The 24,714-nt window shown below is 31.0% G+C and carries 30 protein-coding genes; 7 read left to right on the forward strand and 23 right to left on the reverse strand.

Going from position 1 to position 24,714, the window contains the following annotated elements:
- Positions 1-137: 137 nt before the first annotated feature.
- From ACFVRR_RS07155 to ACFVRR_RS07165, 3 genes are read right to left on the reverse strand one after another with little or no spacing between them, the layout of a single operon-like run.
- Positions 138-1,988 carry a PTS fructose transporter subunit IIABC gene (locus ACFVRR_RS07155; RefSeq protein WP_387326355.1) on the reverse strand — a complete coding sequence of 617 codons (1,851 nt, stop codon included), beginning with the start codon at positions 1,986-1,988 and terminating at the stop codon, positions 138-140.
- Between the two features lie 11 nt (positions 1,989-1,999).
- Complete coding sequence (gene pfkB, locus ACFVRR_RS07160; RefSeq protein WP_387326358.1) at positions 2,000-2,911, reverse strand: 1-phosphofructokinase; 912 nt, start codon at positions 2,909-2,911, stop codon at positions 2,000-2,002.
- Positions 2,908-3,663 carry a DeoR/GlpR family DNA-binding transcription regulator gene (locus tag ACFVRR_RS07165; RefSeq protein WP_387326361.1) on the reverse strand — a complete coding sequence of 252 codons (756 nt, stop codon included), beginning with the start codon at positions 3,661-3,663 and terminating at the stop codon, positions 2,908-2,910. The genes pfkB and ACFVRR_RS07165 overlap by 4 nt, the downstream gene beginning before the upstream one ends.
- 295 nt (positions 3,664-3,958) lie before the next feature.
- Here ACFVRR_RS07165 and ACFVRR_RS07170 point away from each other — a divergent pair, with 295 nt between their 5' ends.
- Positions 3,959-4,450: a DinB family protein gene (locus ACFVRR_RS07170; protein WP_387326364.1), complete on the forward strand. Its 492-nt coding sequence runs from the start codon at positions 3,959-3,961 to the stop codon at positions 4,448-4,450.
- A 79-nt stretch (positions 4,451-4,529) separates the two neighbouring features.
- On the opposite strand, the gene ACFVRR_RS07175 is transcribed toward ACFVRR_RS07170, so the two are convergent.
- On the reverse strand, positions 4,530-5,315 hold the full coding sequence (locus tag ACFVRR_RS07175) for a DUF4931 domain-containing protein (RefSeq protein ID WP_483867341.1): 786 nt from the start codon (positions 5,313-5,315) through the stop codon (positions 4,530-4,532).
- A 437-nt stretch (positions 5,316-5,752) separates the two neighbouring features.
- Here ACFVRR_RS07175 and ACFVRR_RS07180 point away from each other — a divergent pair, with 437 nt between their 5' ends.
- Positions 5,753-5,905, forward strand: a complete 153-nt coding sequence (locus ACFVRR_RS07180) for a YpzG family protein (RefSeq protein ID WP_069032114.1) — start codon at positions 5,753-5,755, stop codon at positions 5,903-5,905.
- A 99-nt stretch (positions 5,906-6,004) separates the two neighbouring features.
- On the opposite strand, the gene ACFVRR_RS07185 is transcribed toward ACFVRR_RS07180, so the two are convergent.
- The 5 genes from ACFVRR_RS07185 to ACFVRR_RS07205 form a co-directional block, all read right to left on the reverse strand.
- Positions 6,005-6,136, reverse strand: a complete 132-nt coding sequence (locus tag ACFVRR_RS07185; protein ID WP_056466015.1) for a DUF4023 domain-containing protein — start codon at positions 6,134-6,136, stop codon at positions 6,005-6,007.
- 83 nt (positions 6,137-6,219) lie between these two features.
- Positions 6,220-6,543 carry a DUF2085 domain-containing protein gene (locus tag ACFVRR_RS07190; RefSeq protein ID WP_387326371.1) on the reverse strand — a complete coding sequence of 108 codons (324 nt, stop codon included), beginning with the start codon at positions 6,541-6,543 and terminating at the stop codon, positions 6,220-6,222.
- A 14-nt stretch (positions 6,544-6,557) separates the two neighbouring features.
- The gene (locus tag ACFVRR_RS07195; RefSeq protein WP_387326374.1) at positions 6,558-6,761 is read right to left on the reverse strand and encodes a hypothetical protein; all 204 of its coding nucleotides are present in this window, start codon (positions 6,759-6,761) and stop codon (positions 6,558-6,560) included.
- Between the two features lie 244 nt (positions 6,762-7,005).
- The gene (locus ACFVRR_RS07200; protein ID WP_387326376.1) at positions 7,006-7,302 is read right to left on the reverse strand and encodes a hypothetical protein; all 297 of its coding nucleotides are present in this window, start codon (positions 7,300-7,302) and stop codon (positions 7,006-7,008) included.
- Positions 7,303-7,481: 179 nt separating this feature from the next.
- Positions 7,482-8,237 (reverse strand): sporulation protein, encoded by a 756-nt coding sequence (locus ACFVRR_RS07205; RefSeq protein WP_387326379.1) that lies wholly within the window; start codon positions 8,235-8,237, stop codon positions 7,482-7,484.
- Between the two features lie 200 nt (positions 8,238-8,437).
- Here ACFVRR_RS07205 and ACFVRR_RS07210 point away from each other — a divergent pair, with 200 nt between their 5' ends.
- The gene (locus ACFVRR_RS07210) at positions 8,438-8,878 is read left to right on the forward strand and encodes a cupredoxin domain-containing protein (protein WP_387326381.1); all 441 of its coding nucleotides are present in this window, start codon (positions 8,438-8,440) and stop codon (positions 8,876-8,878) included.
- Between the two features lie 122 nt (positions 8,879-9,000).
- Here the strand turns inward: ACFVRR_RS07210 and ACFVRR_RS07215 are convergent, their stop codons facing one another.
- The gene (locus ACFVRR_RS07215; RefSeq protein WP_387326384.1) at positions 9,001-9,381 is read right to left on the reverse strand and encodes a FixH family protein; all 381 of its coding nucleotides are present in this window, start codon (positions 9,379-9,381) and stop codon (positions 9,001-9,003) included.
- Between the two features lie 198 nt (positions 9,382-9,579).
- On the opposite strand from ACFVRR_RS07215, the gene ACFVRR_RS07220 reads away from it, so the two are divergent.
- Positions 9,580-10,044, forward strand: coding sequence for a hypothetical protein (locus tag ACFVRR_RS07220; protein WP_387326387.1), 465 nt, complete (start codon positions 9,580-9,582; stop codon positions 10,042-10,044).
- A gap of 222 nt (positions 10,045-10,266) precedes the next feature.
- Here ACFVRR_RS07220 and ACFVRR_RS07225 read toward each other — a convergent pair whose 3' ends face one another.
- From ACFVRR_RS07225 to ACFVRR_RS07240, 4 genes are all read right to left on the reverse strand, one after another.
- Positions 10,267-10,419 carry a hypothetical protein gene (locus tag ACFVRR_RS07225; protein WP_176522564.1) on the reverse strand — a complete coding sequence of 51 codons (153 nt, stop codon included), beginning with the start codon at positions 10,417-10,419 and terminating at the stop codon, positions 10,267-10,269.
- A gap of 292 nt (positions 10,420-10,711) precedes the next feature.
- Positions 10,712-11,050, reverse strand: coding sequence for an NIPSNAP family protein (locus ACFVRR_RS07230; protein WP_387326390.1), 339 nt, complete (start codon positions 11,048-11,050; stop codon positions 10,712-10,714).
- 27 nt (positions 11,051-11,077) lie between these two features.
- Positions 11,078-11,929: an alpha/beta fold hydrolase gene (locus ACFVRR_RS07235; protein WP_387326392.1), complete on the reverse strand. Its 852-nt coding sequence runs from the start codon at positions 11,927-11,929 to the stop codon at positions 11,078-11,080.
- 117 nt (positions 11,930-12,046) lie between these two features.
- Positions 12,047-12,511: a GNAT family N-acetyltransferase gene (locus tag ACFVRR_RS07240; protein ID WP_387326396.1), complete on the reverse strand. Its 465-nt coding sequence runs from the start codon at positions 12,509-12,511 to the stop codon at positions 12,047-12,049.
- A gap of 217 nt (positions 12,512-12,728) precedes the next feature.
- Here ACFVRR_RS07240 and ACFVRR_RS07245 point away from each other — a divergent pair, with 217 nt between their 5' ends.
- Positions 12,729-13,556, forward strand: coding sequence for a 5'-nucleotidase, lipoprotein e(P4) family (locus ACFVRR_RS07245; RefSeq protein ID WP_387326399.1), 828 nt, complete (start codon positions 12,729-12,731; stop codon positions 13,554-13,556).
- Positions 13,557-14,028: 472 nt separating this feature from the next.
- Positions 14,029-14,676: a 2OG-Fe(II) oxygenase gene (locus ACFVRR_RS07250; protein WP_387326402.1), complete on the forward strand. Its 648-nt coding sequence runs from the start codon at positions 14,029-14,031 to the stop codon at positions 14,674-14,676.
- Between the two features lie 405 nt (positions 14,677-15,081).
- On the opposite strand, the gene ACFVRR_RS07255 is transcribed toward ACFVRR_RS07250, so the two are convergent.
- Entirely contained in the window at positions 15,082-15,951 is an 870-nt protein-coding gene (locus ACFVRR_RS07255) for a proline iminopeptidase-family hydrolase (RefSeq protein WP_387326404.1), read from the reverse strand.
- Positions 15,952-15,995: 44 nt separating this feature from the next.
- On the reverse strand, positions 15,996-16,235 hold the full coding sequence (locus tag ACFVRR_RS07260; protein WP_387326407.1) for a hypothetical protein: 240 nt from the start codon (positions 16,233-16,235) through the stop codon (positions 15,996-15,998).
- 301 nt (positions 16,236-16,536) lie between these two features.
- Here ACFVRR_RS07260 and ACFVRR_RS07265 point away from each other — a divergent pair, with 301 nt between their 5' ends.
- Complete coding sequence (locus ACFVRR_RS07265) at positions 16,537-17,397, forward strand: alpha/beta fold hydrolase (RefSeq protein WP_387326410.1); 861 nt, start codon at positions 16,537-16,539, stop codon at positions 17,395-17,397.
- Between the two features lie 106 nt (positions 17,398-17,503).
- Here the strand turns inward: ACFVRR_RS07265 and ACFVRR_RS07270 are convergent, their stop codons facing one another.
- The 7 genes from ACFVRR_RS07270 to ACFVRR_RS07300 form a co-directional block, all read right to left on the reverse strand.
- Positions 17,504-18,103 carry a response regulator gene (locus ACFVRR_RS07270; RefSeq protein ID WP_335448964.1) on the reverse strand — a complete coding sequence of 200 codons (600 nt, stop codon included), beginning with the start codon at positions 18,101-18,103 and terminating at the stop codon, positions 17,504-17,506.
- Positions 18,100-19,236: a sensor histidine kinase gene (locus ACFVRR_RS07275; protein ID WP_387326414.1), complete on the reverse strand. Its 1,137-nt coding sequence runs from the start codon at positions 19,234-19,236 to the stop codon at positions 18,100-18,102. Before ACFVRR_RS07275 ends, ACFVRR_RS07270 begins: the two co-directional genes overlap by 4 nt.
- A 104-nt stretch (positions 19,237-19,340) precedes the next feature.
- On the reverse strand, positions 19,341-20,366 hold the full coding sequence (desA, locus tag ACFVRR_RS07280) for a Delta(5) desaturase DesA (protein ID WP_387326417.1): 1,026 nt from the start codon (positions 20,364-20,366) through the stop codon (positions 19,341-19,343).
- Between the two features lie 271 nt (positions 20,367-20,637).
- The gene (locus ACFVRR_RS07285; protein ID WP_387326420.1) at positions 20,638-21,165 is read right to left on the reverse strand and encodes a hypothetical protein; all 528 of its coding nucleotides are present in this window, start codon (positions 21,163-21,165) and stop codon (positions 20,638-20,640) included.
- A 289-nt stretch (positions 21,166-21,454) separates the two neighbouring features.
- Complete coding sequence (locus ACFVRR_RS07290) at positions 21,455-22,144, reverse strand: response regulator transcription factor (RefSeq protein ID WP_387326423.1); 690 nt, start codon at positions 22,142-22,144, stop codon at positions 21,455-21,457.
- Positions 22,141-23,247, reverse strand: coding sequence for a sensor histidine kinase (locus ACFVRR_RS07295; protein WP_387326426.1), 1,107 nt, complete (start codon positions 23,245-23,247; stop codon positions 22,141-22,143). Before ACFVRR_RS07295 ends, ACFVRR_RS07290 begins: the two co-directional genes overlap by 4 nt.
- A gap of 217 nt (positions 23,248-23,464) precedes the next feature.
- Positions 23,465-24,508, reverse strand: coding sequence for an ATP synthase beta subunit C-terminal domain-containing protein (locus ACFVRR_RS07300; RefSeq protein ID WP_387326429.1), 1,044 nt, complete (start codon positions 24,506-24,508; stop codon positions 23,465-23,467).
- Positions 24,509-24,714 lie beyond the last annotated feature (206 nt).

Genomic DNA, 24,714 nt, shown 5'->3' on the forward strand with positions numbered 1-24,714 from the left:
AGATTTATTTTGTGTTAAATTAAGGTTATTATTCACTTGTAAATTCCAGTATTTGTAAAAATGTTAACATTTGAATAAAAAAGGCGATCCTATAAGTCAAAATAATGACTTTAAGGTCGCCTTTTTATTGTATTTAATTATTCATTTACTCTTTTTTTCCAAATACCAAGCATGATCGCTGTGATAAACGAACCAATTAAGATAGCTAGTAAATACAATACTGGTTTATTTACTAACGGAATAACAAATGCTCCACCATGTGGGGCAGGTAATGTAATACCAAATGCCATTGCAAGTCCACCTGCAATTGAAGAACCTACAACAGAACTGACAATTACCCTTACTGGGTCTGCAGCAGCAAATGGTATCGCTCCTTCTGTTATAAAAGAAATCCCCATAATATAATTTGTTATACCTGATTTACGTTCCATTTCCGTAAACTTCGATTTGAAAAGTGTAGTAGCTAAAGCAATACCTAATGGAGGTACCATACCACCTGCCATTACTGCAGCATGTGGTGCAAAATTATTTGCTGCAATTGCAGCTATACCAAATGTGAATGCAGCTTTATTTATAGGTCCACCCATATCGACTGCCATCATTCCACCAAGAATTAATCCTAACAATACAGCGTTTCCACCATTTAAACTACTTAACCAATGAGTTAAAGCTGAATTTAAATAAGTTACAGGAGGATTAACGACTAATTCCATTAATATACCAGTAATTAATAATCCAAATACTGGATATAATAGAACCGGTTTAATACCTTCTAATGATTTTGGTAACTTAGAAAATACTTTCTTTAGTCCAAGTACAACATAACCAGCTAAGAAACCTGCAATTAAACCACCTAAGAATCCCGCGCCAGCACTTGAAGCTAAAAATCCACCAACTACCCCTGGTACAAATCCAGGTCGATCGGCAATCGAACTTGCAATAAAACCAGCTAATATAGGAACTAAATAACTAAAAGCACCGGTTCCTCCAATTTTCATTAACAATTCAGCAACAGGACCTTTTGTATGAATTCCTCCAAAAGCAAAGGCTAACGCAATTAGAATTCCTCCACCAACTACAAAAGGTAACATATTACTTACACCATTCATTAAGTGCTTGTAAATTCCTGAACCTTGATTAGTTGAAGAACTTCCACCACCATTATGATTAGCATGAAAAATTGGTGCATCTTGTTTAACAGCTCTTTCAAGTAATTCCTTTGACTTACGAATTCCATCTGCTACTGGTACTTGGATGACATGCTTTCCATCAAAGCGATTTACTTCAACTTGTTTATCCGCTGCTACGATAATAGCTGTTGCTCTATTAATCTCGTCTTTTGTTAATTCGTTTTTTATCCCTGTTGATCCATTCGTTTCAACTTTTAAATCAATATTTAATTCTTTTGCTTTTGCCTTTAAAGCATCTGCCGCCATATAAGTGTGAGCAATACCTGTTGGACATGCAGTAACTGCAAGGACTAGTGGATGGGAAGAATCTTCTATAACTGTTTCTTCTTTTTCATCATTTAACGATTTTTCTTTTTGATCGATTAACTGAATAATTTCATTTGCATCCTTTGCACTTAATAAAGATCCGCGAAATTCTTCATCCATTAATAGTGAAGATAATCTAGATAAAGTTTCTAAATGCGCATTATTTGCGCCTTCACTAGCTGCAATCATAAAAAATAAATGTGCCGGTTGACCATCAAGTGATTCATAATCAATCCCATCTTTTGATCGACCAAATGCAATGGCAGGAGTCTTAACCGCCGCAGTTTTAGCATGTGGAATTGCAATACCTTCTCCAATTCCCGTTGTACTTTGACCTTCACGTGTTAAAATCGCTTGTTTAAACTGTTGTTGATCGTTTAATTTCCCTGCCTGATCTAAAACCTGTATTAATTCATCAATTACTGACATTTTTGATGATGAATTCAAATCAATGAGAACTGTATCTATTTTTAATAATTCTGTGATTCTCATATTTCTTCCCCCTAATCTTTTTCAATCTTTACTTGATTAAGTAATTCTTCAATTTTCTCTCTTTTTGTTAAATCCTCTGAAAAAGCGGTAGCACTACCGGATGCTACACCTACTTTAAATGCAGTTTCAATATTATTTGTTTTTACATAAGTACCAACAAAACCAGCCACAAGTGAATCACCTGCACCGACTGAATTAATTACTTCCCCCTTTGGAACATTTGATATATAAACTGAAGACTCTGTTATAAGAATCGCTCCATCACCTGCAAACGAAATTCCTACATTTTGAGCACCCATTTCAACTAATTTTTTACCGTACGGGATTGCTTGTTCAATTGAAGTAATTTTGACATCAAATAAATCACCTAATTCATGATGATTTGGCTTGATAAAAAATGGACGATGTTTAACCACATCTAAAAGTACTTTTCCACTTGCATCTACAATGATATGAATTCCATTTTCTTGTCCCCACAAAGTCAATTGTTCATATAAATCAGATGGTAATGTATTAGGGATATTACCAGCTAATACAACATAATCACCTTTTTTAATTTGTTTTAATTTATAAAAAAATTGATCTAATTTTTCTTCAGAAATTGCAGGGCCTTGTCCGTTAATTTCCGTTTCTAGTTGAGATTTTAATTTTATGTTAATTCTAGAATCGCCTTCTACTTGAACAAAGTCAGATGTAACGCTTTCATTTTCCAAGACATTTTTAATAAAATCTCCTGTAAATCCTCCAACGAAACCAAGTGCTATGCTTTCGACATCTAATCTTTTCAAAACTCTAGAAACATTAATTCCTTTACCACCAGGAAATTTATTTTCCCTTTTCATTCGATTAATTTTTCCTAACCCTAGATCCTCTACTTCAACGATGTAATCAATTGAAGGATTAAGTGTTACTGTATAAATCATGATTTCACTACCTTTATCAAAGATGTTTTTTCCGCTAATTGTTTGGCTAGAGTATCATCTATTTCGTCCGTTAAAATAATCGCTTCCTCAATTTCACCAATCTTCGCAAAACTTGTTTCACCAAATTTACTGTAATCAGCTATAATAAATACTTTCTCTGAAATAGAGATTGCTGTTTTCTTTACAAACGCCTCTTCAGGATCTGGTGTAGTGTAGCCAAACTCGGGATGGATTCCGTTCGCCCCAATAAAACATTTATCAAACCGATAATTCTTTAGACTTTCAGAAGCCATACTTCCAATCAACGCTTTTGTATGCCCTTTCATTTTTCCACCTATAAGATATGCGGACACTTCATTTTCGAAAAGAGCCTCAACATGCATTAATCCATTCGTAACGACTGTTACTTCTAACCCCTTTAATAAAGGAATCATTTCGAATGTAGTACTACCAGCATCTAAATATATACAATCGCCTTCATTAATTTGGGTTACTGCAAGCCCGGCGATTAATTTTTTACTTTGAACGTTTTTGGATGTTTTTTCAGTCATACTTAATTCAGTGGCTTTACTATTGATTGAAGCTGCACCACCATGAACTCTTTTTAAGAGTTTAAGAGACTCAAGCTCAACTAAATCACGACGTATTGTTGACTCAGAAGTATTTGTAGCCTCTACAATATCCCTTAATTTCACAATACCCATTCTTTTTATCATCTCTATAATGAATTGTTGTCTTTCCGGAGTTAACATAGAATTCATCCTTTCATAAAACCAAGTATAAGACACAAAAAATAAAAAATCAATCACTTTCTTCCAAAAACGTTCATTATCAATCTAAATCACTCGAAAGCATTCAAAACCATTCAAATTTGTAAAAATTTACAAGCTACATTAAACTAAAAATAAGAACTTAAATTTATTTTTTATATTATTTCTTATGATTACTCATAATATTTATCTAAATAAGTAATACTCAATTTTTAGATTCATAGAGTCTGAAAAAATTTTGGTTTACAATTATTAAAATAGAAATGAGGAATACCTTTTGAAAGAGAATATCCAAATTCGTGAAGAACTTATTGAAGTGATTGATCATTTAACAGATGAACAGTTAAATAAGAAGGTAAATAATGAAAAATGGTCCATTATGCAAGTACTTGAACATTTATACTTAATGGAATCTAAATTAGTAAAGCTAATGACACGTACATTTAATGAAGCACCTAGTGAAGTTATACAAGATAAGCCAATTCATCTAGCAACTGATCGTACTAAAAAAATAACCTCTCCACCTCATTTTGAACCAACTGATCAATTCATTACTAAAATAGAAATGAATGAGAAATTGAACCAATCTAGAAAATCACTACATGAATTTGTTGAACTAACTAAAGATCATAAATTGGATGATAAGGGAATGCCACATCCGATTTTCGGACAAATCAATTTAAAACAATGGATTCCTTTTATAGGTGTTCATGAAAAACGTCATATTGAGCAAATTAGAGAATTAAAAAACGAATTATTTATTAAATAATCGGATTATAGGTACATGGAAGTTGATTATAGAAGTTTTCCTAAAAACAAAAAAGAGCTTACGCTTTGTAAGCTCTCTTTTATATTGAAGAAATTGCCTCTAATTCTTTTTGGTAAAGACTAAGGATTTGATCTTTATGTACTTCTAACTGGTTTGACACTTGAGAAATTGAATAGCCGATAAATAATGGAGATACAACAAATCTAGGAATAATTTTACAAATAATTTTCCCCTTCCATTTATAAAAGAATAAGTTGTAGCTTTGAAGTCCTTTATAAAAATGGTTAAGTAAGTAATGTGTAACCGTTTGTAAGTAGACGGCCATTTGTGGAACAAATTTCGGATCATCAATAAGAATATTGAATTCTCTAAATCCCATAATTGGATGAGTAGAAATGTTTAATTCATATCCATTACCCGACGAAATGGTAATCCCCTCGAAATATACATCTGTTACCTTTTTGTCGTAATCAATATTTTTTAAGCCAACAATTTGCATATGCGGATGACTTAGTGTTCCCCCTGATAATGGGCCATGATTTTTATATAAAATAACAGATTTATATTCCCCTGTTGATTCCATTTCATCCCATTTATCAATTGCAAAGGCTAATAATTCTGTCAAATGTATTAATGAATATTTCGAAGGATCTCCTTCACAATCATCGCTTTCTATAATAACAGTTTGAAAAGTATCTTCTAATGTTGGAAATTTATTTTTCAAATAAATGATCGAGCCAGATGTATCGATAATATCCGTTAAGTTTTCACGATCACAGAATGGGCATTTAACTTCTTTATTTTTAATACTATCAGGTTTTTTAACGCCTATATCCATCTTAAATTGTAAAACCTCATTTTGAATATCCATTACGGTTTCCCCTTTGAATAAATTGTAAAAAAGTTACTCTAAATATTCTCCTCTTTGAAAATACATCATTTTTTAGTTAATACATTATTGTTTTTTTCTTATTTAAAATTGCCATCTTATTTCAGCAACTTAGCAAAATGTATTTTCTATTACTTAAAATAATAATAAACGATACAATGGATTATCAATTAAAACGCTCATTAATAACCATTAATTTTTAGATTTAACAATTTACTTAAATGAAATTCTATTTTCACCTTAAATACTTAAAGTTAATTTATAATCGCATAAACAAAAATCTCATGTAAAATTAAATCAAATTAATTTTAGTGACTTAAAATAGTATCTTTTTCAACTAAGTTTCAAATACTAACAACGATATTCAATTGAATATCAAAGATATCCTAAATTATCTTAGGGGTGAATCAAACATGACATTAAAAAATCATTTAGATCCTCATTCTCAGAAATTTTACCACAATTGGACTAGACCTAAACATGCTAAATCACAAGTCAATGGACATACTATGGAGTCTCAGAACACGATCATTTTAAGAAGCAATGCTAAGGCACATAGATGGTAAAAATGGATAATTAAGGAGCAGGAAGACATTTAGATGTCTTCCTTTCTTTTATCAAATAAAAACTAGCCATGACATTTGCCATGGCCAGTAAAACAATTATTATTTATTTGTTCCATGTTGCTTAGTAGGTAATTTTTCGTTTGGTGTTCCATTACCTTGGTGTTCTTTATTTTTTTGGTCTTTTCTTTGTTTTTCATGTAATTTTTCGACAAATTCATGTGTATCTTCCATTTTTTAATCCTCCTTAGTAAAGAATCTAAATGTTACTTTAACCAATCAGGTAGGAAAAAATTCATATTAGCGTGATATAGAAGTTACATAAGAATTTGTATCAAAAATAAAACAGATCTTACAATCAAGATTGATTGAGCAATTCCAAATAAGAATCCTGTTATGAAACGTAAGAAATTATTACTTTCTCTCCATTTCCACTTTTGTGTATACCCATCAATTAATAACGGAATCATTAAAATAGGAATGTACCACCAAAATATAAATGATGAGATCATAAATAGAAATGGAAGAAACAAATAACCCAGAAGTATGGCAGTACATCTTGCACATAGTGGAAAAGTATAAGAGCCTATTTGAAATGACCTTTCTTGCTTACGATGACATGGAATCCAATTTAAAATCAAAATTAATCCCCCTATTAGCTTGGACAATCTGGGCTACAATCACAATCTGGTGCACAATCCGGTGTGCAATCAGGTATGTGATGATGACAATCAGGGATGTCACAATCTGGTATAAAACCAAAATCACCGCAATCACACCAATCGAATCCCCTTTTCTGTCTCCTTCGCTCATAGTAAATAATCATAATAATTCCAAAAACGATACTTGCACTAATCAAAATTAGTCCTTTTACTAAAAAACCCTTTATAATTAAAACAATTCCTAAAATAAGAAGAATGAAAAAACCACTGATTAAGAAAAAGACCAACTTTACCACTCTTTCTTAAAAATAATGAAAGACTAACCTGATGTTAGTCTCAGACTGATAATCAAATTTTTTGAACTTTGTGTATTTACTAAAGATTAAACTGATATTAGTCTTGTGCTTAGTCACATAAAACTTTGTAATAATCCAAATAAGTCTATTTTGAACGCTGAGTCGCTGCACCAACTAATATAAAAATAGCTGATAGAATATGCATAAACATACCTAATATTGGAATCCATGCAAAACAAGAAGTTACGATTCCAAAAATATTTCCATTAGCAGAAACACCAGCTTTTTTCGCTAACACGAGTGTAATAATGTGGAGGATTAAAGCTATAAATAATGGCGTATATCCAAAACCAATAACGATTGATCCACCTAAAACGGGTATCCCGAGTAATGCTTCAAAACCACCCGAAATCCATTTCATATTTTTCACATTAGATCTCATAAAATCCCCTTTTCAACTTAAAAATGTTAATTTTTTCTAATAAATACTATTGTATTCGATAAATTCTTTTACGGATAGTTTTTATTATAAATTCCATTTAAATTCAGTCTAAAGAATGAGAATTTCAGAAAGTGTAAAAATTAAAAAGCAAGAGACAAAAACTCTCTCTTACTTTTTTATCAGTTATATTGTTGTAAAAAAGCCCTAACCGAATTTACAATTGATTGCACATCTTTAAGTTGCTCATTTTTAAAGCTAAGTGATGTTTTCTTTTCATCTAATCCCAATGACTCTTGTAGTAAACCTGTTAAACCACGATATGAACCAGCTTTATCTACTGCTACCACCATAAACAGTCCATCTTTATTCGGTTCGATCATACATTCAATTTCATCAAATCGCCATTCTCTTTTAGAGCTTGGAACAAACTCCCACTCTTGATAGAATCGACCATTTTGAGCCTCCACTTCAACCTGACGTAAACGAAAGCCCAAAATTTTAAATGCTTCTACAAAGTTTGCTAATTCTTCATGTGCATGAACCTTTAAGAAATCAGTATCTGTTGGGTCTATACTTAAATCGATATCTAAATCAGTCTCAATCCAAACTTGGCCATGTCTTAATGTAATCGGTGTGTAAAATGGCAATTGGAACGAAAAAGGAATTACTTTTTCTTCATTCGCTTCAATTTTCATTTTGCTGGATACACGTTCTTCATGTAATTGGATTTTAACGTTTACCTCATCGTCTCCACTTTTCTTTTTAGCATAAGACTTTAATTTAAGCCCAATATGATTAATTTCTTGTGCAACTGAACCACCTTTAATTTCAACTACACCTTCAACATTTTTTCCTGGATATAAATCTTTCGTATGAATAATTGTATCTACCGAAGCTGCTCCAATTCCTAGTCTAGCTAGTACTTTTTTAAACATCAGATCCCCTCCAAAAAAATTACTACATTTCCATTATATAGTAGATTACCATTCTTGAATAATCTAAATTTAGTGATTATTCCCTTCTATACATTATGAATATAGAAATAATTATGAAACTTATGAAAGTAGAATTAGTAGACAAGTTATTAGTAGGATAAGCATATTTTATAATATGAAATTAATAATGGAGGTGTCATATGCACTTTATTTTTATTAAGAAAAAATGGTTATTAATTTGCTTTCTCCTTGTAGTGATTGGATTAAGTGGTTGGTATTACTTAACTCCAAATTCAGTTCAAACTGCAGTAGAGCAGCAGCACGTAAAAACAATAGACATCGATATGATTACAGCCGAATTCAGTACAAAACTAGATGATGGAACGGAAATCGAAGCTTATAGATGGGATCCAGGTACGATCGTTGTTCAAAAAAACCAAAAAGTAAATTTAAAAATTCATGGAATAAACGGAAAAGAACATAGTTTCCATATCGAAGGAACAAATATCACGGGTGTAGTTGTCAAAGGTAAAACGACTGAGGTACCTTTATTCTTTAAAAAAGAAGGTACATACCGATTAATTTGTGATACACATTCCCATGACGGGGCACCGATGATTGGTTATATTGTTGTAGATTAATTATTTAATAACAGAAGCCAGTAAATCAATCTGGCTATTATGAACAACTAATTGTATTTCATGAAAAAAGATAGTAAAAATAGTCTAGTTTACTATATTTACTATCTTTTTCTGATTCTTGTTTATTTAATTGATACTTTACGTACATTTTTACCCTTTTTTAAAGTAATTTGTTTACTCCAAGTACCTTCCATTGGGAGTTCCAAGCTCACTTCATATATACCTGTATTTATTTTCGTCATACTCGCTTCAACATGATGATTCATACTTTTCATTTCCATTTTAAAATTAATCGAATCTACATCAACTTCTTTACCATCTGAATCTACTAAATTTACTTGATACACATGTGTATGGTTATTATTTGTTAATTTTTTTTCGTTAATTGAAAATTTAATATGATCTAAAAAAGGGCTCGATTTAACTTCAGCCCTATTTCCACAGGCAGAACAAACTAGTAAAATACATAACATAGTTATGAATATGTAAAAGAATTTCTTCATTAACATCACTCCTTTTTAGATAAAATCCTCACCCTTACTTTACTTAAAAAGGTTCATTAAATTTGTGATAAAAATGTGAAAGCATAAATTAAAAATAAAATTATTGTAATCTCATCATACAATTAAGCTTTTTCAACATATAATTGAACGTTATAACTCAAACAACTTAGAATCCTACATAGGGAGGAGTTTAACTTAATGTTCTTAGAATGGGCTAGCATTGTCTTAACTGTTCTACTTTCATCATATGTCATCTTAATCGCAAATAGAAAAAAAGAAAAACTTTCTTGTACAGCTGGAAAAATGATCAGTATGACGAATTCTATGATGACAAGTGTCACCGTGGGTACAATCTTTGGTATTTTTTTTCGGAATACAGATTTAACAATCCCTACAATTATTTCAATGACTGCAGGCATGTTAATAGGATACTTAACGGGTAAACCTTTATCATTAATGGCTATACTAGAAGGTATAACTGCTGGAATTATGGGTGGAATGATGGGAGCAATGCTTGGTATAATGCTACAGGAAACTTATTTAAACATATTAATCTATTTTATAGATGTTGTTTTTGTATTAGTTACAATCCTATTAATTAAAGTGATTGATCAAGAAGTTAGCAAATTCAATAAAAATGAAAAATCTATCCAATCAATTTGATCATTAAAATAGCCTACCTCTTTTAAATTAGGTAGGCTATCATATTTTAGTAAAAAAAAATTAAATACGACCCAAATGAGCTGTATTGCATAGCAATTGAAATTCAAACTCTTTTTCTTCACCAAAATTTATTTCTTTTAAATCATCCTCTTCAATAATTACCGTTTCTCAGACTCTTTTTAAATGAATTGATAACAACTTTAATCCTCCAGCTTTAGTAAATTATTCATTAACTTGTTTTTCTTCTCTACGTTCATATAATATCCCTGCGATTAAGGCAAGTAAAACATTTGTTATTAACAATGGACTAAATCCAGAACCACAAACTAATGATAAAAAAAACGCAATAATAACGAAAAGGACTGGCAAATTCATTTTGTATTCTCCTTAAATGAAAAGTTAAATAATTTTGAAATATTTAAGACTATTTTATATTAAAATATTTTACCATGAATTAACCATTTTCTAACAATTCAAAAAAAAAAAAAAAAAACGATTCATTTGAATCGCTTTGTAGTGATTATTGGTTGATTATTTCGAAATTTCTTGTCTTACTTCAAATCGATTATCAATTCTACTTGCCCCCAGGCATTTCTATACTATCTGAACGATTCTCGTTTTGAACAAATATGACTACTCAGTTATCATTTATAATAACCTACTCACTCTAAACATTGTGTTTAGGAAGTTCATATGTTCCAATTGGTGAAGTTGAAGTAAGAAATTCTTGATGACTTTCTATAAATAATTTACCTATCTGAGCCCTTTTCTCTATTGCTTTTTGATGAAGCTCAGATTCCCTTATCATCATTTCAATCTGCTCATACTGTTCAATACTTTCATATTGCCAAATCGCTTCAATTTTATCATTCGATTCGTTTACCCACCTGCCAATCAATTTAGCGCCATGCTTAATTTGATTCGGATATAAATATTGATGAAAAAAATCATTAAATTGTAATAATTTTTCTGGGTTTATTTTATAAGACTTCTTTCTATAGATCATTTTTATTTTCCACTCCATAAAGTGAATTTAGACAAGCGTTTTTTTAATAAATTGATTTACTTCCTTAAAAAATAGTTCCTTCTCTTCTAAAAATGGATAATGATTACTTTCATTTAAAATGACTAATTTCGATTTTTCTATTCCTTCAGCCATTTCTTCTGAATATTCGATTGGACATTGTACATCATGTTTGCCACAAATGATTAAAGTTGGACAGCTTATTAATGCTAACTTTTTTGTTACATCGTAAATTTGATATTCCCTATTAAAATAATTAAGTCGAATTGCAGATATTTTTTTAGAGATTGGTAAATTAAAATAGTCATGGTATCGTTCAGGTTTATGTAAAGATAGCTTTGTCCGCTCAATTGATAGAGCTTTTCTTTCTTCATTAGACAATTCATTACTTTTTAATCTTTCAATTAATTCTTGCATGTTATTAAATTGCGGATGAGCCCGGTTATAAATACAGTTTTTTGAAAATGTTGCATAGTCTCTTGCTGCAGCCCCAACGATAATATTATGATTTAAAGAATTTGAAAAATAGATCGCATAAATGATTCCAAGCATTCCACCGGTAGAATGTCCAGCAAAATTCCAGGATGAATAACCTAATGATTTCCTAATTTCTTCTAAATCAAAAATTGTTTCTAACATACTCAATTCATAAGGAAAATGTGCTTTTTCAGAGTTACCCGTTTCTCTTAAATTTATTAAAAATACTTTAAATAATTTAGTAAAAGAATTGGCAAAATAATCTCCAGTATCATTAAACTCTGAGTAATTATGTGTGACACATAAAGGCTCTCCCTCACCTTTACAAAATACTTCAAATGTACCTCGTTTCGTATTAATTAGTCTCCGTTCCCATTTCTCCATAGCGTAAAAACCTCTATTTTTTGACATACCCTACTATTTCTTGAAAATAGGTACTAATTCCTATCATTTAAAATATTGATCACATATTATTCAAAATTAATAATACGGAGAATTCAGTTATCTCTGAACAATATAATACCAAACTGCTTCTTCTCCAAAGTAGTCACCAGTTGGATTAAATCCGGATTGCTTATATAAATTCATAGCAAATTTATTATCCTTATGAACTGTTAAGCGAATTTCATTGCATTGCTGAAATTTATTCATTATCCATTTTATCATTTCAGCAAATGCTAATTTACCATAACCTTTACCCTGAAACTGTTTATCAATTAAAAACCCATTTATCCAATAACTATTTGTTGTATGTTCTTCATAAGCATGCATAATAAATCCGACCATTTTCTGATCATCATAAATTGCAAATGGGATATATTCCACATTTTCGCCATCTGGTTTTATATATACTTTTGCAATGGATACTGCAACCGAAGGAACAAAATTCAATTGTTCACCTTCTACATCAAGTTTTAAAGCTTCTTCCCAATTTTCTCTTGTTACGATTTCTAAATGAATAGTCATCGATAGCCTCCCTTTCAACTTAAATTTAAACCCCTTATATCATATCACTTTCTTTACCGAATTCAGAAATTTCCGAAATTACGGTAAATGAAATTTTTAATTAAAAGCGAATATTTTTTGGTCTTTAGGTAATAACAACCTTGAAAAGCAATTTTTCATATTTACTACCTAATTTTTATTTAGCTAGTACATTTAATATATATGAAAGGAAATTATTATGAAAAAAATAGTTATTATTCTCTCGATCTTATTTGCATTTGCATTTGGTTCATTGGCTGGCATTGGTTTTAGTAAAGCTGAATTTGCAAGAAGCACACAAGAACATAATGTTATGTCTACTAATTGGTTTCAATCCTCTGCGGAAAATAAAGCTTTGCAAATTCAAATTTATAATCAGGCAAAAGAAGAGCTTGCTGAAACAATGGTTAAAAAGAAAGCAAGTGATAAATTAAATAAAAAGGCAAAACCAGCCGCAGTAGTTTTAGACATTGATGAAACAATCCTTGATAATTCCCCTGATACTGCTTGGTCCATTAAAAATAATACTTCCTACCCACAAGGCTGGGATGAATGGATCCATATGGCAAAAGCTGATTTAATCCCAGGTGCAAAAGATTTCTTGCTCGCAGCGAAAAAAATGAATGTAGATGTTTTTTATCTTACAAATCGTCCTGAAAAAACACGAGATGACACAATTAAAAATTTGAATTTACATGGATTACCGAATGTTGACTCAAAACATTTATTTTTAAAAACAGATACAGCTCAAAAAGGACCACGACAAGCAGAGATTGCAAAATCTCATGAAATTGTTATGTTAGTAGGCGATAATACAAACGATTTATCAGATATTTTTTATAAAGCGGATTTGAAAACTCGAAAAGATAATGTCGAAAAAATTGCAAAGGACCTAGGTATAAAGTATATCCAATTACCAAATCCGATGTATGGAGACTGGGAAGATGCGATCTATCATTACAAAATGTCAAAAACTGCAGATGAAAAAGCAGTCGATCGTTATAAGGCATTACAACCAATGAAATAGATAGCTTCCTAAGGTTAGATGAGTTAGTTTTAACTTATCTAACCTTTTTTCTTTATTATAAATCCAATATTCGATTGGATAATTACTATTTTCATATGATTAAATTATATCATTTCTTGTATTATTTAACTCAAACAGATCCCCCTTTTTATCAATACTACGGATTTTAATACATTTAAATTCGACAATACTCCCGAAATACCACAATTAATATGCCCTAAAATTTTTTTTCAAAATTTTCTTTAAACATTAGTCTGATAGGCTTTGATTTAAGCAGGAAAATGCCAACACAATGAGGAATTTATTCTAAAAACAGATTTTTTGTCTACGGATATTGTAGCCTTGATTCAACAATCTTAATTTTAGTTTTTTCTTTTCTACAAAAATGATTTGCGAAATTTGTTCAAAGCAATGATTTCACCAATTTTTCCTAGGATTTGTATTAATGAAATATACAAGGAGATGTGACAAAATGTTAGAAGAAGGAAATATAAAGGAAACCGAACAAACCATTTTTAATCATACTGGCCCGATTATCCAAACAATTGATCGCGAGATTGAGATACTTTCTCGGAAAGAGGAACCGTTAGTTGTCTTACTTGATAATGTTTTAAGTGATGAAGAATGTGACGAGCTAATAAACCATGCAAAATTACGTATGAAACGGTCAAAAATTGGGTTAACTCATGTGGAAAATGAGATGCGAACAAGTAGTGGTATGTTTTTTGAGGAAAGTGAAACGGAACTGATCAAACGCATTGAAAAACGAGTCGAAACGATTATGAATATTCCAATCGAACATGCAGAACCATTACAAATTCTTCATTACGAGCCTGGTCAGCAGTATAAACCGCATTTCGATTACTTTTCTAATCATCGGACAAATAATAATAGGATCAGTACACTTATTCTCTATTTAAATGATGTGGAAGAAGGCGGAGAAACGATTTTTCCTACACTTAATTATTCTGTTACCGCCAAAAAAGGCACTGCTTTATACTTCGAATATTTTTATCAGGACGAAGCAATCAATGAACTAACCATTCATGCAGGTAGTCCTGTTATTAGCGGAGAAAAATGGGTTGCGACTCAGTGGATGAGACGACAACGTATTCGTTAGTATTAAAAAAATAAATAGATTTTAAAGTCAATATTTTGTATATTTAGGACCTTATATTTCAGATAATTCTAATAATATTCGGTCCTATTTTATGTAGACTGTATTCATAATTGTTTTTCCAGTAGCCATGAACACTCTTTGAGGTACTATAGTTCACCTTTTTCCTTTTTAACTTCCTCATGAACACTCTATGAGGTACTATAGAACTCATTTTTCCGTTTTAACTTCCTCATGAATCGCCCATGAGTTACTTTAATTCTATTTTTTTCTTATTTTACTAACCCTAAAACACCTCATGAGTTACTACAAACAGTATCCCCCTAATTCCCCGACTCATTAATGCTCAACGGAAATCACCATCAAAAAAACGCAAGGTATCGACCTTACGTTTCACAAATCAATTGTTTATTCAACTTCCTTCAAAAAGCCTTCAACTACTCGAATATACTCTTCTGGCTCTTCTATGTACGGCATATGTGCACTTTGCTCAAAAACGTGGAATTTTGCATTAGGCGTTAGCTCGCTAAAATATTCTGTTGATTTAGGTGTTGCTTCATCGTATCTACCGCAAGTGTACATTGTAGGGATTTGGATGTCTTTTAATTTTGAAGTGCAGTCAAAATCCTTTAAGTTTCCAGTTACATGAAACTCGGATGGTCCCCACATAATATTGTATAATTCTGGATTTCTGTAGTGTTTTCCTTTTTTAAGGAATTCTGGATATGGATCTAATCTGCATACAAAATGCTTGTTAAATACAGCGTTGGCATTTTTGTATTCCTCTGAATCTGTTGTATCATTTTCCTCGCACTTTATTAATGTTTCTTGTACATCAAGCGGGAGTAGTTTTCGATTTCGGTCCTGATCCTCAGCCCATAATGGAGCGCTTAAACAAGGGCTTGAGAAGATTATACTTTTCACTCCATCTGGTTTCGATAAATAATAAGCTGCAGCAAGTGTTGTACCCCATGAATGACCAAGTATATAAAACTCATCAAGCGATAGAGCTTCTCGGATTTGAGCTAATTCTTCCACGAATCTATCAATATTCCATAAAGTAGTATCTGTTGGACGGTCTGACTTTCCACAGCCTAACTGATCATAAAAAATAACTGGGCGATCTTCTGCTAATACGTGTAAACCTTGCATAGAATAATGCGATGAACCAGGCCCTCCATGTAAAACAACAACAGGGATTTTAGATGAATTTTTATTATGAAACTGATACCAAACTTTCCCACCTGTTACTTCAATAAAACCCTCAATCACATTCATTTATTTCTCTCCTCTTCATTCAAAACAGTAAATTAATACCCATCTCAAACATTGGTTTTTTTAATAATATAAGCAAGTGCTAAAGGAATCATTGGAAGAAATCCAACCAACCTAAACCAACTCTCTGCACCACCAAAATATAGTGTTGGTAATATTAATGCAATTCCGCTCACTATTAATGTTTTCCAGGATTTTTTCCATAGTCCCAAAACTAAAAGAATGAATCCAGAACTAATTAACAACCAAAAGATTAAACCTCCCCAATAGAAACCAGCATGTTCCATTAATTCACACCCTAGTCAGTTTTATGTATGACAGGAAAATATTTAAAGATCATTCCGATAAAAAAATAAACGATAGGTATTATTTCATATGTATGCTTGAAAATTTCTATATTTATCTGAATTTTACCACATTTCTATTTTAAATAGAAAAACATTATGTAATTACAAGTTAAGGTGATTAAAAATAGTTATTTTTACTTAAACAGCCTTATTCAAAGAAATTGCGTAAAAGTCATGAAATTTTATGAGATGAAATAATATAGGAAAGTAAGGCATTTAAAAGCCAATGGGGGCGATTTAATTGGCATATGTAGAAATTGATTCTCATACAAAGCTCTATTATGAAGATCACGGAGAAGGTCAAACAGTTGTTTTTGTTCATGGAGTAATGATGAGTAGTAAGTTTTTTCATAAACAAGTACCGTATTTTAGTAAAAATTATCGTGTCATTACTTTAGACTTACGAGCACATGGAAAGTCCTCAAAAGTTCAATATGGGCATACAGTGGCACAGTACGCTCGTGATTTAAAATGCTTTATTGAAAAACTAGATTTAAAGGATGTAATTTTAGTAGGTTGGTCAATGGGAGCTTTTGTATTGTGGGATTATGTTAATCAATTTGGGAGTAAAAATATTAAGGCGCTAACAGTTGTTGATCAATCTGCATCCGATTATATATGGCCAGATTGGGAGTTTGGAGCATTTGATTTTACGATTTTAAAAAATGTAATGCAGTCGATCCAAGAAGATCAGAACAAATTTAATAGTGATTTTATATATGGTATGTATATGGATCAACCTGATCCAAAAGAACATAAATGGATCTTAAAAGAAATGAATAAATTACCTGCAGCGATTGCAAGTACAATCGTGTTTAATCAAACGGCTGTAGATTATCGGGATACTCTTTGTAATGTTGATATTCCAACATTAATTTGTTTTGGTAGTCATGGATTTTTTCCATTAGCCGCTGGTGAGTTTATACAAAAAAATATAAAAGGTTCAAAATTTGTTCCATTTTATAATAGTAGTCATCTTTTATTTTTGGAAGAAACAGATAAGTTCAATCAGGAGCTAGACGAATTTTTTAAGGAAGTACAAAAATCTGGAAAGGGAAAAACAAAATCTAGAAAAAAAGAAAAAAGAAAAGCAGGAAACTAAATGGTGAACAAGGAATGCAGGATTTAGGCCTTTTAGTATTGAAAAATTTTGTTTTCAATTCGTGTCCTACCTGCTTTTCTTGTTTTTATTCTTCCTGCCATTAACTTCACTTAAACCAACCTTTTTCTTTTGATTGTTTTATAGCTTCGATTCTATTTTTAACCTCTAATTTGTCCAAAATCATAGATATATAATTTCTAACTGTTCCTGTTTTTAGACTCAATTCATCCGCAATTTCTTGTGTGTTTTTACCATCCGCTACTAGTTCTAAAACTTCTTTTTCACGGTCAGTTAACGGATTTTCTTCAGCGTATACATCATCCATAAGTTCTGGAGCATAAATTCTCTTCCCGGCAATAATACTTCTAATTGAACTTGCTAACTCTTCACTTGGACTATCCTTTAATAAATAGCCTTTTACACCCGCTTTTAATGCTCTTTGAAAATAACCTGATCTAGCAAAAGTTGTTAAAATAATCACTTTACAATCTAAAGCTTTTAATTCTTCTGCAGCTTCAAGTCCAGTTTTACCAGGCATTTCAATATCCATTATACATATGTCAGGTTGTAATTGCTTGACTAGTTTAACTGCTTCTTCTCCGTTTGATGCTTGACCTACAACTTCCATATCATCTTCTAGATTAAGTAAAGAACCAAGAGCACCTAGTAACATTCGTTGGTCTTCAGCAATTACGATCCTAATCATACTAGTTCCTCCACTTCAATTTGTTTTACATCGATTGGAACTGTCATAATTAAAGTCATTCCGTTTTCACAGTTTACCTCTAATGTTCCATTCACAAATTCGAGTCGTTCCTTCATTCCAATTAACCCATAACCAGTTGTAAACTTTCCTGATTTACAACCAACTCCATTGTCAGATACCGAAAAAATTATTTCATTTTTCATTTGTTTAATGGATATTTTACATAAAGTAGCATTACTATGTTTTACTACATTTGTTACGGCTTCCTTTAAGCACATGCTGACAATATTTTCTGTCAGTAAGGAAACATTTGAAAGTTGGAAATTTTCGTTACATTCAACTGTAATTTCAGCCGCATGTAGAATTTGCTTAATCCTTATCAGTTCATCTTTAATTCGAATCCCTCTCATTTGAGAAACGATTTTTCGAACCTCATTTAAAGCTGTTCTAGCCGTTTGTTGTACATCCTTTAATTCAATTTGAGCTAATTCTGGATCCTTTGTAATTAGCTTTCTAGCTAAGTCACTTTTTAAGCCAATCAAAGAAAGTTTTTGACCTAGTGTATCATGTAAATCACGAGCAATTCTTTGACGTTCTTCTAGTTTTACAAGATCTGATATACGTTTATTAGCATCTACTAACTTTTCTTCCAATTGCCCTCTTTCATTTCGACTGTAAAGACTAAATGGTAATAAAATAACGCTAATCCAAGTAATGATAATAAATGGAAGTTGCCTAATGATTAATTCTTCTTGAAGGATAATCGTGATGTTGATTGATATTGTAGTGATGACTAAATGAAGGATATATAAAGTTAAAAAAGTAGCTCGATTTTTTCTCTTTCCAATCATATAAGCTATAAAAAATGCAAAATATACATAGCTAAAAAGTATATTCATTGAAGTGGATATGATGATTAAGATGGATGACCATATAAAAATTGACCATCCTTTTGATCTGTACGCCAATCGATAGATTATAAAAAATGATATTGTTAGTAAAATCCCGATTATGATTCTTAAAGTGGAATGTGCAGAAAGAAAAATAAAATAAAATGGCAATATTCCTAAAACTGTCCAAATATATGGTGAGATTCCTGTACTTTTTAGGAAAACTAAATATCTTTTAAACATAAATTTACCTCATTATTCAAACGTTTTGTGACCTACTTTAACAATCTTATCATATTTAAGCAAAGTTAATCTTTATAAAAATGTAAATAAAATACATCAAAAGTTCAGACAGTGTCTGAACTTTCGCGTTTTATTTTATAGATTGATTTTACATCTTTAAATCCTACAAATTGCTTTGTTTCTTCATCCCATAATCTGAATTTTAAAGATGTAAAACTTGTTTTTAGTGTAATCGTCGGTACATTTTGTAATGGAAGCGTATTATTATGAACAGACTCTAAATTATAATTCGGTACCCTTGGACTTAAATGATGAACATGGTGGTATCCAATATTACCAGTTATCCATTGTAATAATTTTGGAAGTTTATAAAAAGAGCTTCCCTCAACCGCTGCTTTTACATATTCCCAATTCGCATCTTCTTCAAAATAAGTGTCTTCAAATTGGTGCTGTACATAGAAAAGCCAAATTCCTAATACTGCCGAAATGAAAAAGATCGGACCTTCCACTATTAAATAATTTTCCCAACCTATTGTATAGCAAAATAAAGCTGAAATCCCAACAATTATAATATTCGTTAAATAAGTGTTTAGTCTTTCTTTTAATTTTGCATTTTTCGTATTGAATCGATTGGAAATTAATACGATATAAATTGGTCCAAATCCAAACATGATTAATGGATTACGGTATAGACGATATTGTATTTTTGTCCAGAACGATGCTGCAACGTACTCTTCAACAGTTAAAACCCACATATCTCCAATTCCACGCTTATCTAAGTTACCACTGGTCGCATGGTGGACTGAATGACTATGCTTCCACTGGCTGAAAGGAAATAATGTAACAACGCCTGTAATTGTGCCAAGAACTTTATTTGCTGTTTTATTCTTAAAAAAAGATTGATGACAACAGTCATGGAAGATAATAAATATTCTTATTAAGAATAGTGCAGCAACTATATCAATAAAGATCGTTAATACTACTGAAATAGAAATACTTTTATAAGCAAGATACCACAAGAAGATAAATGGAATAAAAGTATTAATCATTTGCCAAATACTAGCTTTTAAATTTGATTTTTCATAAGGAATAATTTGTTTTCGTAAACTCTTTTGATTTTCTTTTGACATTTAGAAGTTCCTTCCTAATGTTGTAACTTTTCATTATTATATTATCCTAATTATATAAGTTAATTTCCATAGTGGTAGTAGCAAGCGTCATATGAAAAAGATGACAAATGTCATATTAAATTAAACGCTTACTTTCAATCTCGATTTTATCTAAACATATTAATTAGAATGTTTAATTTTTTGGTAAATATTATAGTTTTTTTCATAAAAAAAAAGTAATACATAAATAGTATTACTTTTTAATCAGTTAGAACTCCATAATAAGCAATTTTTATGGTATTGCCACTTTTTTATTTTTTTTTATTTTTCCAAAAGGTTTAAAATACGTAATGAACGTCATGAATGCTAAACAACTTAAGTTAAATATTCCAGTTATAATAATCGAAAGCCAAGTTGACTCAAATTTATTTTGATTAAGTGCACTCGCGCCTAATCCTTCAGCGGTTTTTACTAAATATGCGAACCAATCATTAATCAAAAAGATGCCAATCAGAATAATCAAGACAGTTAGAAAAAGTTTTATAACAACCCAATAATGCTTTACTAATCCCCACTGAGTCGATACAGAAAGTATAATCCCAGTAACTAAAGTTGCAAGTGCAGGATATTTTAGTAAATTTTCATCAATGATATGCATACTTGATAATGTATAAATAAGCTGCTCCGAGTTTTGGGCATTTTTTAAATATAAACCTAATAATATTAAACTTAATGTACCTCCAAACCAAGCACATACTGCTAAAACATGTACACTAACTAATATATTTTTTTTCGTTAAATTTAATTTCTTTTTAGCCACTACTCTGTTCCCTCCGTTTTCATTAATTTTATACTTTTCATCATAGTGGCAAGATATAAAACTGCTATTATCAATTTCTTAAATAATTCTTAAATCATTTCTAAAACTAAATTGCTTATTAATTGACGACCAGATAAAGTTACTTCCCCGCTGTTTTAACATGAAAAAATTGTATTTTCGTTGGTGAAGTATTGAAATTAATGTATTTTCACATTGAATATGAAAAAGAGTCATCCTATAAGCGAGTTTACTAACCCACAGGATCACTCTTTATTTATTGTATTGAAACTTAATCTTTAAACCGATATCCCGCTCCCCATATCGTCTCAATATAATCTGGGTTGGATGGGTCAACTTCTATTTTTTCTCGGATTTTTCGAATATGAACAGTTACAGTAGAAATATCTCCGACCGTTTCAAATCCCCAAATTCGATCAAATAATAATTCTTTACTAAATACTTTATTTGGATTTGAAGCAAGAAAGGTAAGTAAGTTAAATTCCTTCGTTGTGAATATTTTTTCTTCTCCATTAACAAGAACTTTTCTAGAATCTTTTTGAATTGTAAGTCCCCTTACTTGAAGTTCTTCCTCATTAACTTGACCTTTATTTGCTAAACGTTGATACCTTGAAAGATGAGCTTTCACTCTGGCAATTAATTCACTTGGACTAAATGGTTTCACGATAAAATCATCTGCCCCTAGACCAAATCCCCTAATTTTATCAATATCTTCTGTTTTTGCTGAAACAATTAGGATTGGGATGTCTTTACTTTCTCGGATTTTCTTACATATTTCAAATCCATTTAATTCTGGTAACATTAAGTCGAGTATGATTAAATCATATTCCTGAGATAAAGCTTTTTGAAGTCCGCTTTTCCCATTTGATTCGATTTCAACTTCAAAATCATTTATTTCTAAATAATCTCTTTGTAATAAAGCGATACTTTGATCATCTTCTATAATTAAAACCTTTTTCATTTTGTCACCTTTAATAATGATTTCTTATTTAATGAAAGAAAAATGTTTGTATATTCACCAATTTGACTTTCTGCCCACACTTCTCCACCGTGTTCTTCTATGATTCTTTTTGCAATAGCCAGCCCGAGTCCCGTCCCACCTGTTGATAGATTTCTTGATGGATCGGCTCTGTAAAAACGATCAAAAATAAAAGGAAGCGCCTCTTTCGAAATCCCTTTACCATTATCATGAAATTTTATTTTTATTTTTTCTTTGTCATCTATTAATTTTATGGTAATTTGTTTTTCATCTTTATCCATGTATTTCAAACTATTTTGAATGATATTTGTCATTACACGTTTGAATTGTTCCCGGTCTATTAGTACAATACTATTTTCTCGATCCACATTCTCACGATAAGTAATACTTACATTTATCGGTTCTAAATCAAATTTCAATTCCTCAATCCGATCGACTAAATAATCATGAATATTTACTTCTTCAAAATGGAATGGTACTCGTTTTAAATCTAACTTCGAATAAAGGAATAGTTCATTAATCAATTGATCCATATCCAAGGTTTTCAGATAAATTGTTTCAATATACCTGTCCATTTTTTCTGGGGTGTTCGCCACGCCATCTTTAATTCCTTCAATATATCCCTTTATTGATGTAATTGGCGTCTTAAGATCATGTGAAATATTGGCAATTAATTCTTTACGATTTTCTTCGTATTTTTTCTGTATTTCAGCTGACTCTTTTAGATTTTTTCTCATTAATTCAAAGCTAATCGCTAATTGTCCGAGTTCATCATTGTTTATTGGTTTAACTTCAAAATTTAAATTGCCTTCACTAATTTGTTTAGCAGCATTTGAAAGATTTTTTACTGGTCTTAGTATGCTTCTTGAAACAAAATATGATAGCACTCCATTTGTAATTGCAAAAATAGGGACAATGATTCCGAAACGAAAAAAATAAAATGAATGGGGTGGATGATCATTAAATTTAGGTACAAAAACTTTATAGTAAAACACACCGAGTAAAATCTCGATGAGGATAAAAGAAATGATTGGAATAACAATCATTGCTATATTAGATAGGATTAACCGTTTTCGAATCGACAAAATTTATTCCAACTTTCAGGTGAGAGATGAACTTTTACTTAATTTCAGTTTTGAAACTTGTTTGTGGCATAGTATAACTCAGAAAAATTAATTGCCTATTATTAAATTCTTAAATAATTCTTAAATTTTATACTACCATCTTCCGGAAAACTAAATTTAGGTAAAATATAAAAAAAGTGTGACACATTTATAAGTGTCACACTTTTCATTAACTTTTCTACAGGCTACCAATAAAATTCATTTTATCTACTTCCATTGAATCGTAAGCACCATCGATTAGTTTTCGAACATCTTGTAAAGTATTTTGCAAATTAACAGATGCCCCTTTTGTACCTGTGAATTCCTCTGCTACGAAAAATGGTTGAGTCAAATAGGCTTCTAATAATTCACCACGTTTATATGTTAATTTTTCATTTTCTGGTAATGAATCTAATCCATGTACTGCTACTAATGATCTCAACTCACGATAACGACGTAGTAATTTCTGAGCTGCTTTTTGTACTTGGTTGTGGGTTTGATCTGGTTGATTATCTTCTAAAACTGTAGATGTTGAATGAATAGGATTAATTGCAGGGTATTTATGTCTAAATGCTAAGTCTGCATCAAACTGCCATAATGTTTCTAAAGGTCCGTAAGGGAAATCTTCGTCCACCGCTTCACCTTTTAAATCAACTAAAAAAGTAGTTACATTTTCAATACCGATATCTGCTAATTTTTGTTGGAGACGGCTAATATCACCTGTAATGACGTTTGAACGATCCGCTGCGAAAGCAAACTCTGCGTTTTTTCCCGCTTTTGTAATTGCTTCATACACTTCATCAATTGAATGACAGACTAAATTTACATCAGCTAAAATATCGTCTATATCTGGATGCTCACCTTCTGGTTTTAGTAAAATTGTAAAATATGAATCATTCTTTAATTTATATAACATTTCTGCTAATACAACTAATTGACCCATGCCTGGTCTTGCAACCAGCCCGACTGTACCACCTTTTACTAATGGAGCAAATAAATCAAGCGTTTTTATTCCCGTTTCAATCATCTCAATTTTCTCCCCTCTAATAATCAGTTCATCCAATGTACATTCTGCTAAAGCAGCTAATGCGACTAGTGTTTTTACTTCTGAGCGACCAATTGGAATTTTTCCAGTACATAAGTTTGAAACAGTTGCTGGTCGTAGTCCAACAGTTTTCGCAGAAGTAGTTAAATTCGGTACTCTACGACGTAATAAAGCGACATTCAAGCGTAAATTTTCCATTTTTCTCCTCCTTTAAGTTTAATTTATTCGAATTCACAGAATTATGCAAGTGTTTTTTACTTTAAAGAGTAATTTTTTTACCTTATAAAGTAAAAATAGGTATTATTCACAAATTGCGCTATATTTTTTGGAAAATAATTGGTTTTTTTTTAATCAGTACAACTAAGTAGGATTTCTTATTAATGAACATTAAAAAAAGAGAAGTG

The sequence above is a fragment of the Gottfriedia sp. NPDC057948 genome (assembly GCF_042887255.1).
In the GTDB taxonomy this organism is placed as follows: domain Bacteria; phylum Bacillota; class Bacilli; order Bacillales; family Bacillaceae_G; genus Gottfriedia.

Bases quoted from the DNA above. Each gene is read 5' to 3' on its own strand.
- ACFVRR_RS07215 (WP_387326384.1), bottom strand. From the start codon at position 9,381: ATGAAGAAATTCTTTTACATATTCATAACTATGTTATGTATTTTACTA.
- ACFVRR_RS07270 (WP_335448964.1), bottom strand. From the start codon at position 18,103: ATGATTAGGATCGTAATTGCTGAAGACCAACGAATGTTACTAGGTGCT.
- ACFVRR_RS07235 (WP_387326392.1), bottom strand. From the start codon at position 11,929: ATGGAGAAATGGGAACGGAGACTAATTAATACGAAACGAGGTACATTT.
- ACFVRR_RS07225 (WP_176522564.1), bottom strand. From the start codon at position 10,419: ATGAATTTGCCAGTCCTTTTCGTTATTATTGCGTTTTTTTTATCATTA.
- ACFVRR_RS07290 (WP_387326423.1), bottom strand. From the start codon at position 22,144: ATGAAAAAGGTTTTAATTATAGAAGATGATCAAAGTATCGCTTTATTA.
- desA (WP_387326417.1), bottom strand. From the start codon at position 20,366: ATGTCAAAAGAAAATCAAAAGAGTTTACGAAAACAAATTATTCCTTAT.
- ACFVRR_RS07210 (WP_387326381.1), top strand. From the start codon at position 8,438: ATGCACTTTATTTTTATTAAGAAAAAATGGTTATTAATTTGCTTTCTC.
- ACFVRR_RS07220 (WP_387326387.1), top strand. From the start codon at position 9,580: ATGTTCTTAGAATGGGCTAGCATTGTCTTAACTGTTCTACTTTCATCA.
- ACFVRR_RS07250 (WP_387326402.1), top strand. From the start codon at position 14,029: ATGTTAGAAGAAGGAAATATAAAGGAAACCGAACAAACCATTTTTAAT.
- ACFVRR_RS07260 (WP_387326407.1), bottom strand. From the start codon at position 16,235: ATGGAACATGCTGGTTTCTATTGGGGAGGTTTAATCTTTTGGTTGTTA.
- ACFVRR_RS07300 (WP_387326429.1), bottom strand. From the start codon at position 24,508: ATGGAAAATTTACGCTTGAATGTCGCTTTATTACGTCGTAGAGTACCG.
- ACFVRR_RS07205 (WP_387326379.1), bottom strand. From the start codon at position 8,237: ATGTTTAAAAAAGTACTAGCTAGACTAGGAATTGGAGCAGCTTCGGTA.
- ACFVRR_RS07275 (WP_387326414.1), bottom strand. From the start codon at position 19,236: ATGTTTAAAAGATATTTAGTTTTCCTAAAAAGTACAGGAATCTCACCA.
- ACFVRR_RS07185 (WP_056466015.1), bottom strand. From the start codon at position 6,136: ATGGAAGATACACATGAATTTGTCGAAAAATTACATGAAAAACAAAGA.
- ACFVRR_RS07165 (WP_387326361.1), bottom strand. From the start codon at position 3,663: ATGTTAACTCCGGAAAGACAACAATTCATTATAGAGATGATAAAAAGA.
- ACFVRR_RS07230 (WP_387326390.1), bottom strand. From the start codon at position 11,050: ATGATCTATAGAAAGAAGTCTTATAAAATAAACCCAGAAAAATTATTA.
- pfkB (WP_387326358.1), bottom strand. From the start codon at position 2,911: ATGATTTATACAGTAACACTTAATCCTTCAATTGATTACATCGTTGAA.
- ACFVRR_RS07240 (WP_387326396.1), bottom strand. From the start codon at position 12,511: ATGACTATTCATTTAGAAATCGTAACAAGAGAAAATTGGGAAGAAGCT.
- ACFVRR_RS07155 (WP_387326355.1), bottom strand. From the start codon at position 1,988: ATGAGAATCACAGAATTATTAAAAATAGATACAGTTCTCATTGATTTG.
- ACFVRR_RS07245 (WP_387326399.1), top strand. From the start codon at position 12,729: ATGAAAAAAATAGTTATTATTCTCTCGATCTTATTTGCATTTGCATTT.
- ACFVRR_RS07200 (WP_387326376.1), bottom strand. From the start codon at position 7,302: ATGAGATCTAATGTGAAAAATATGAAATGGATTTCGGGTGGTTTTGAA.
- ACFVRR_RS07180 (WP_069032114.1), top strand. From the start codon at position 5,753: ATGACATTAAAAAATCATTTAGATCCTCATTCTCAGAAATTTTACCAC.
- ACFVRR_RS07255 (WP_387326404.1), bottom strand. From the start codon at position 15,951: ATGAATGTGATTGAGGGTTTTATTGAAGTAACAGGTGGGAAAGTTTGG.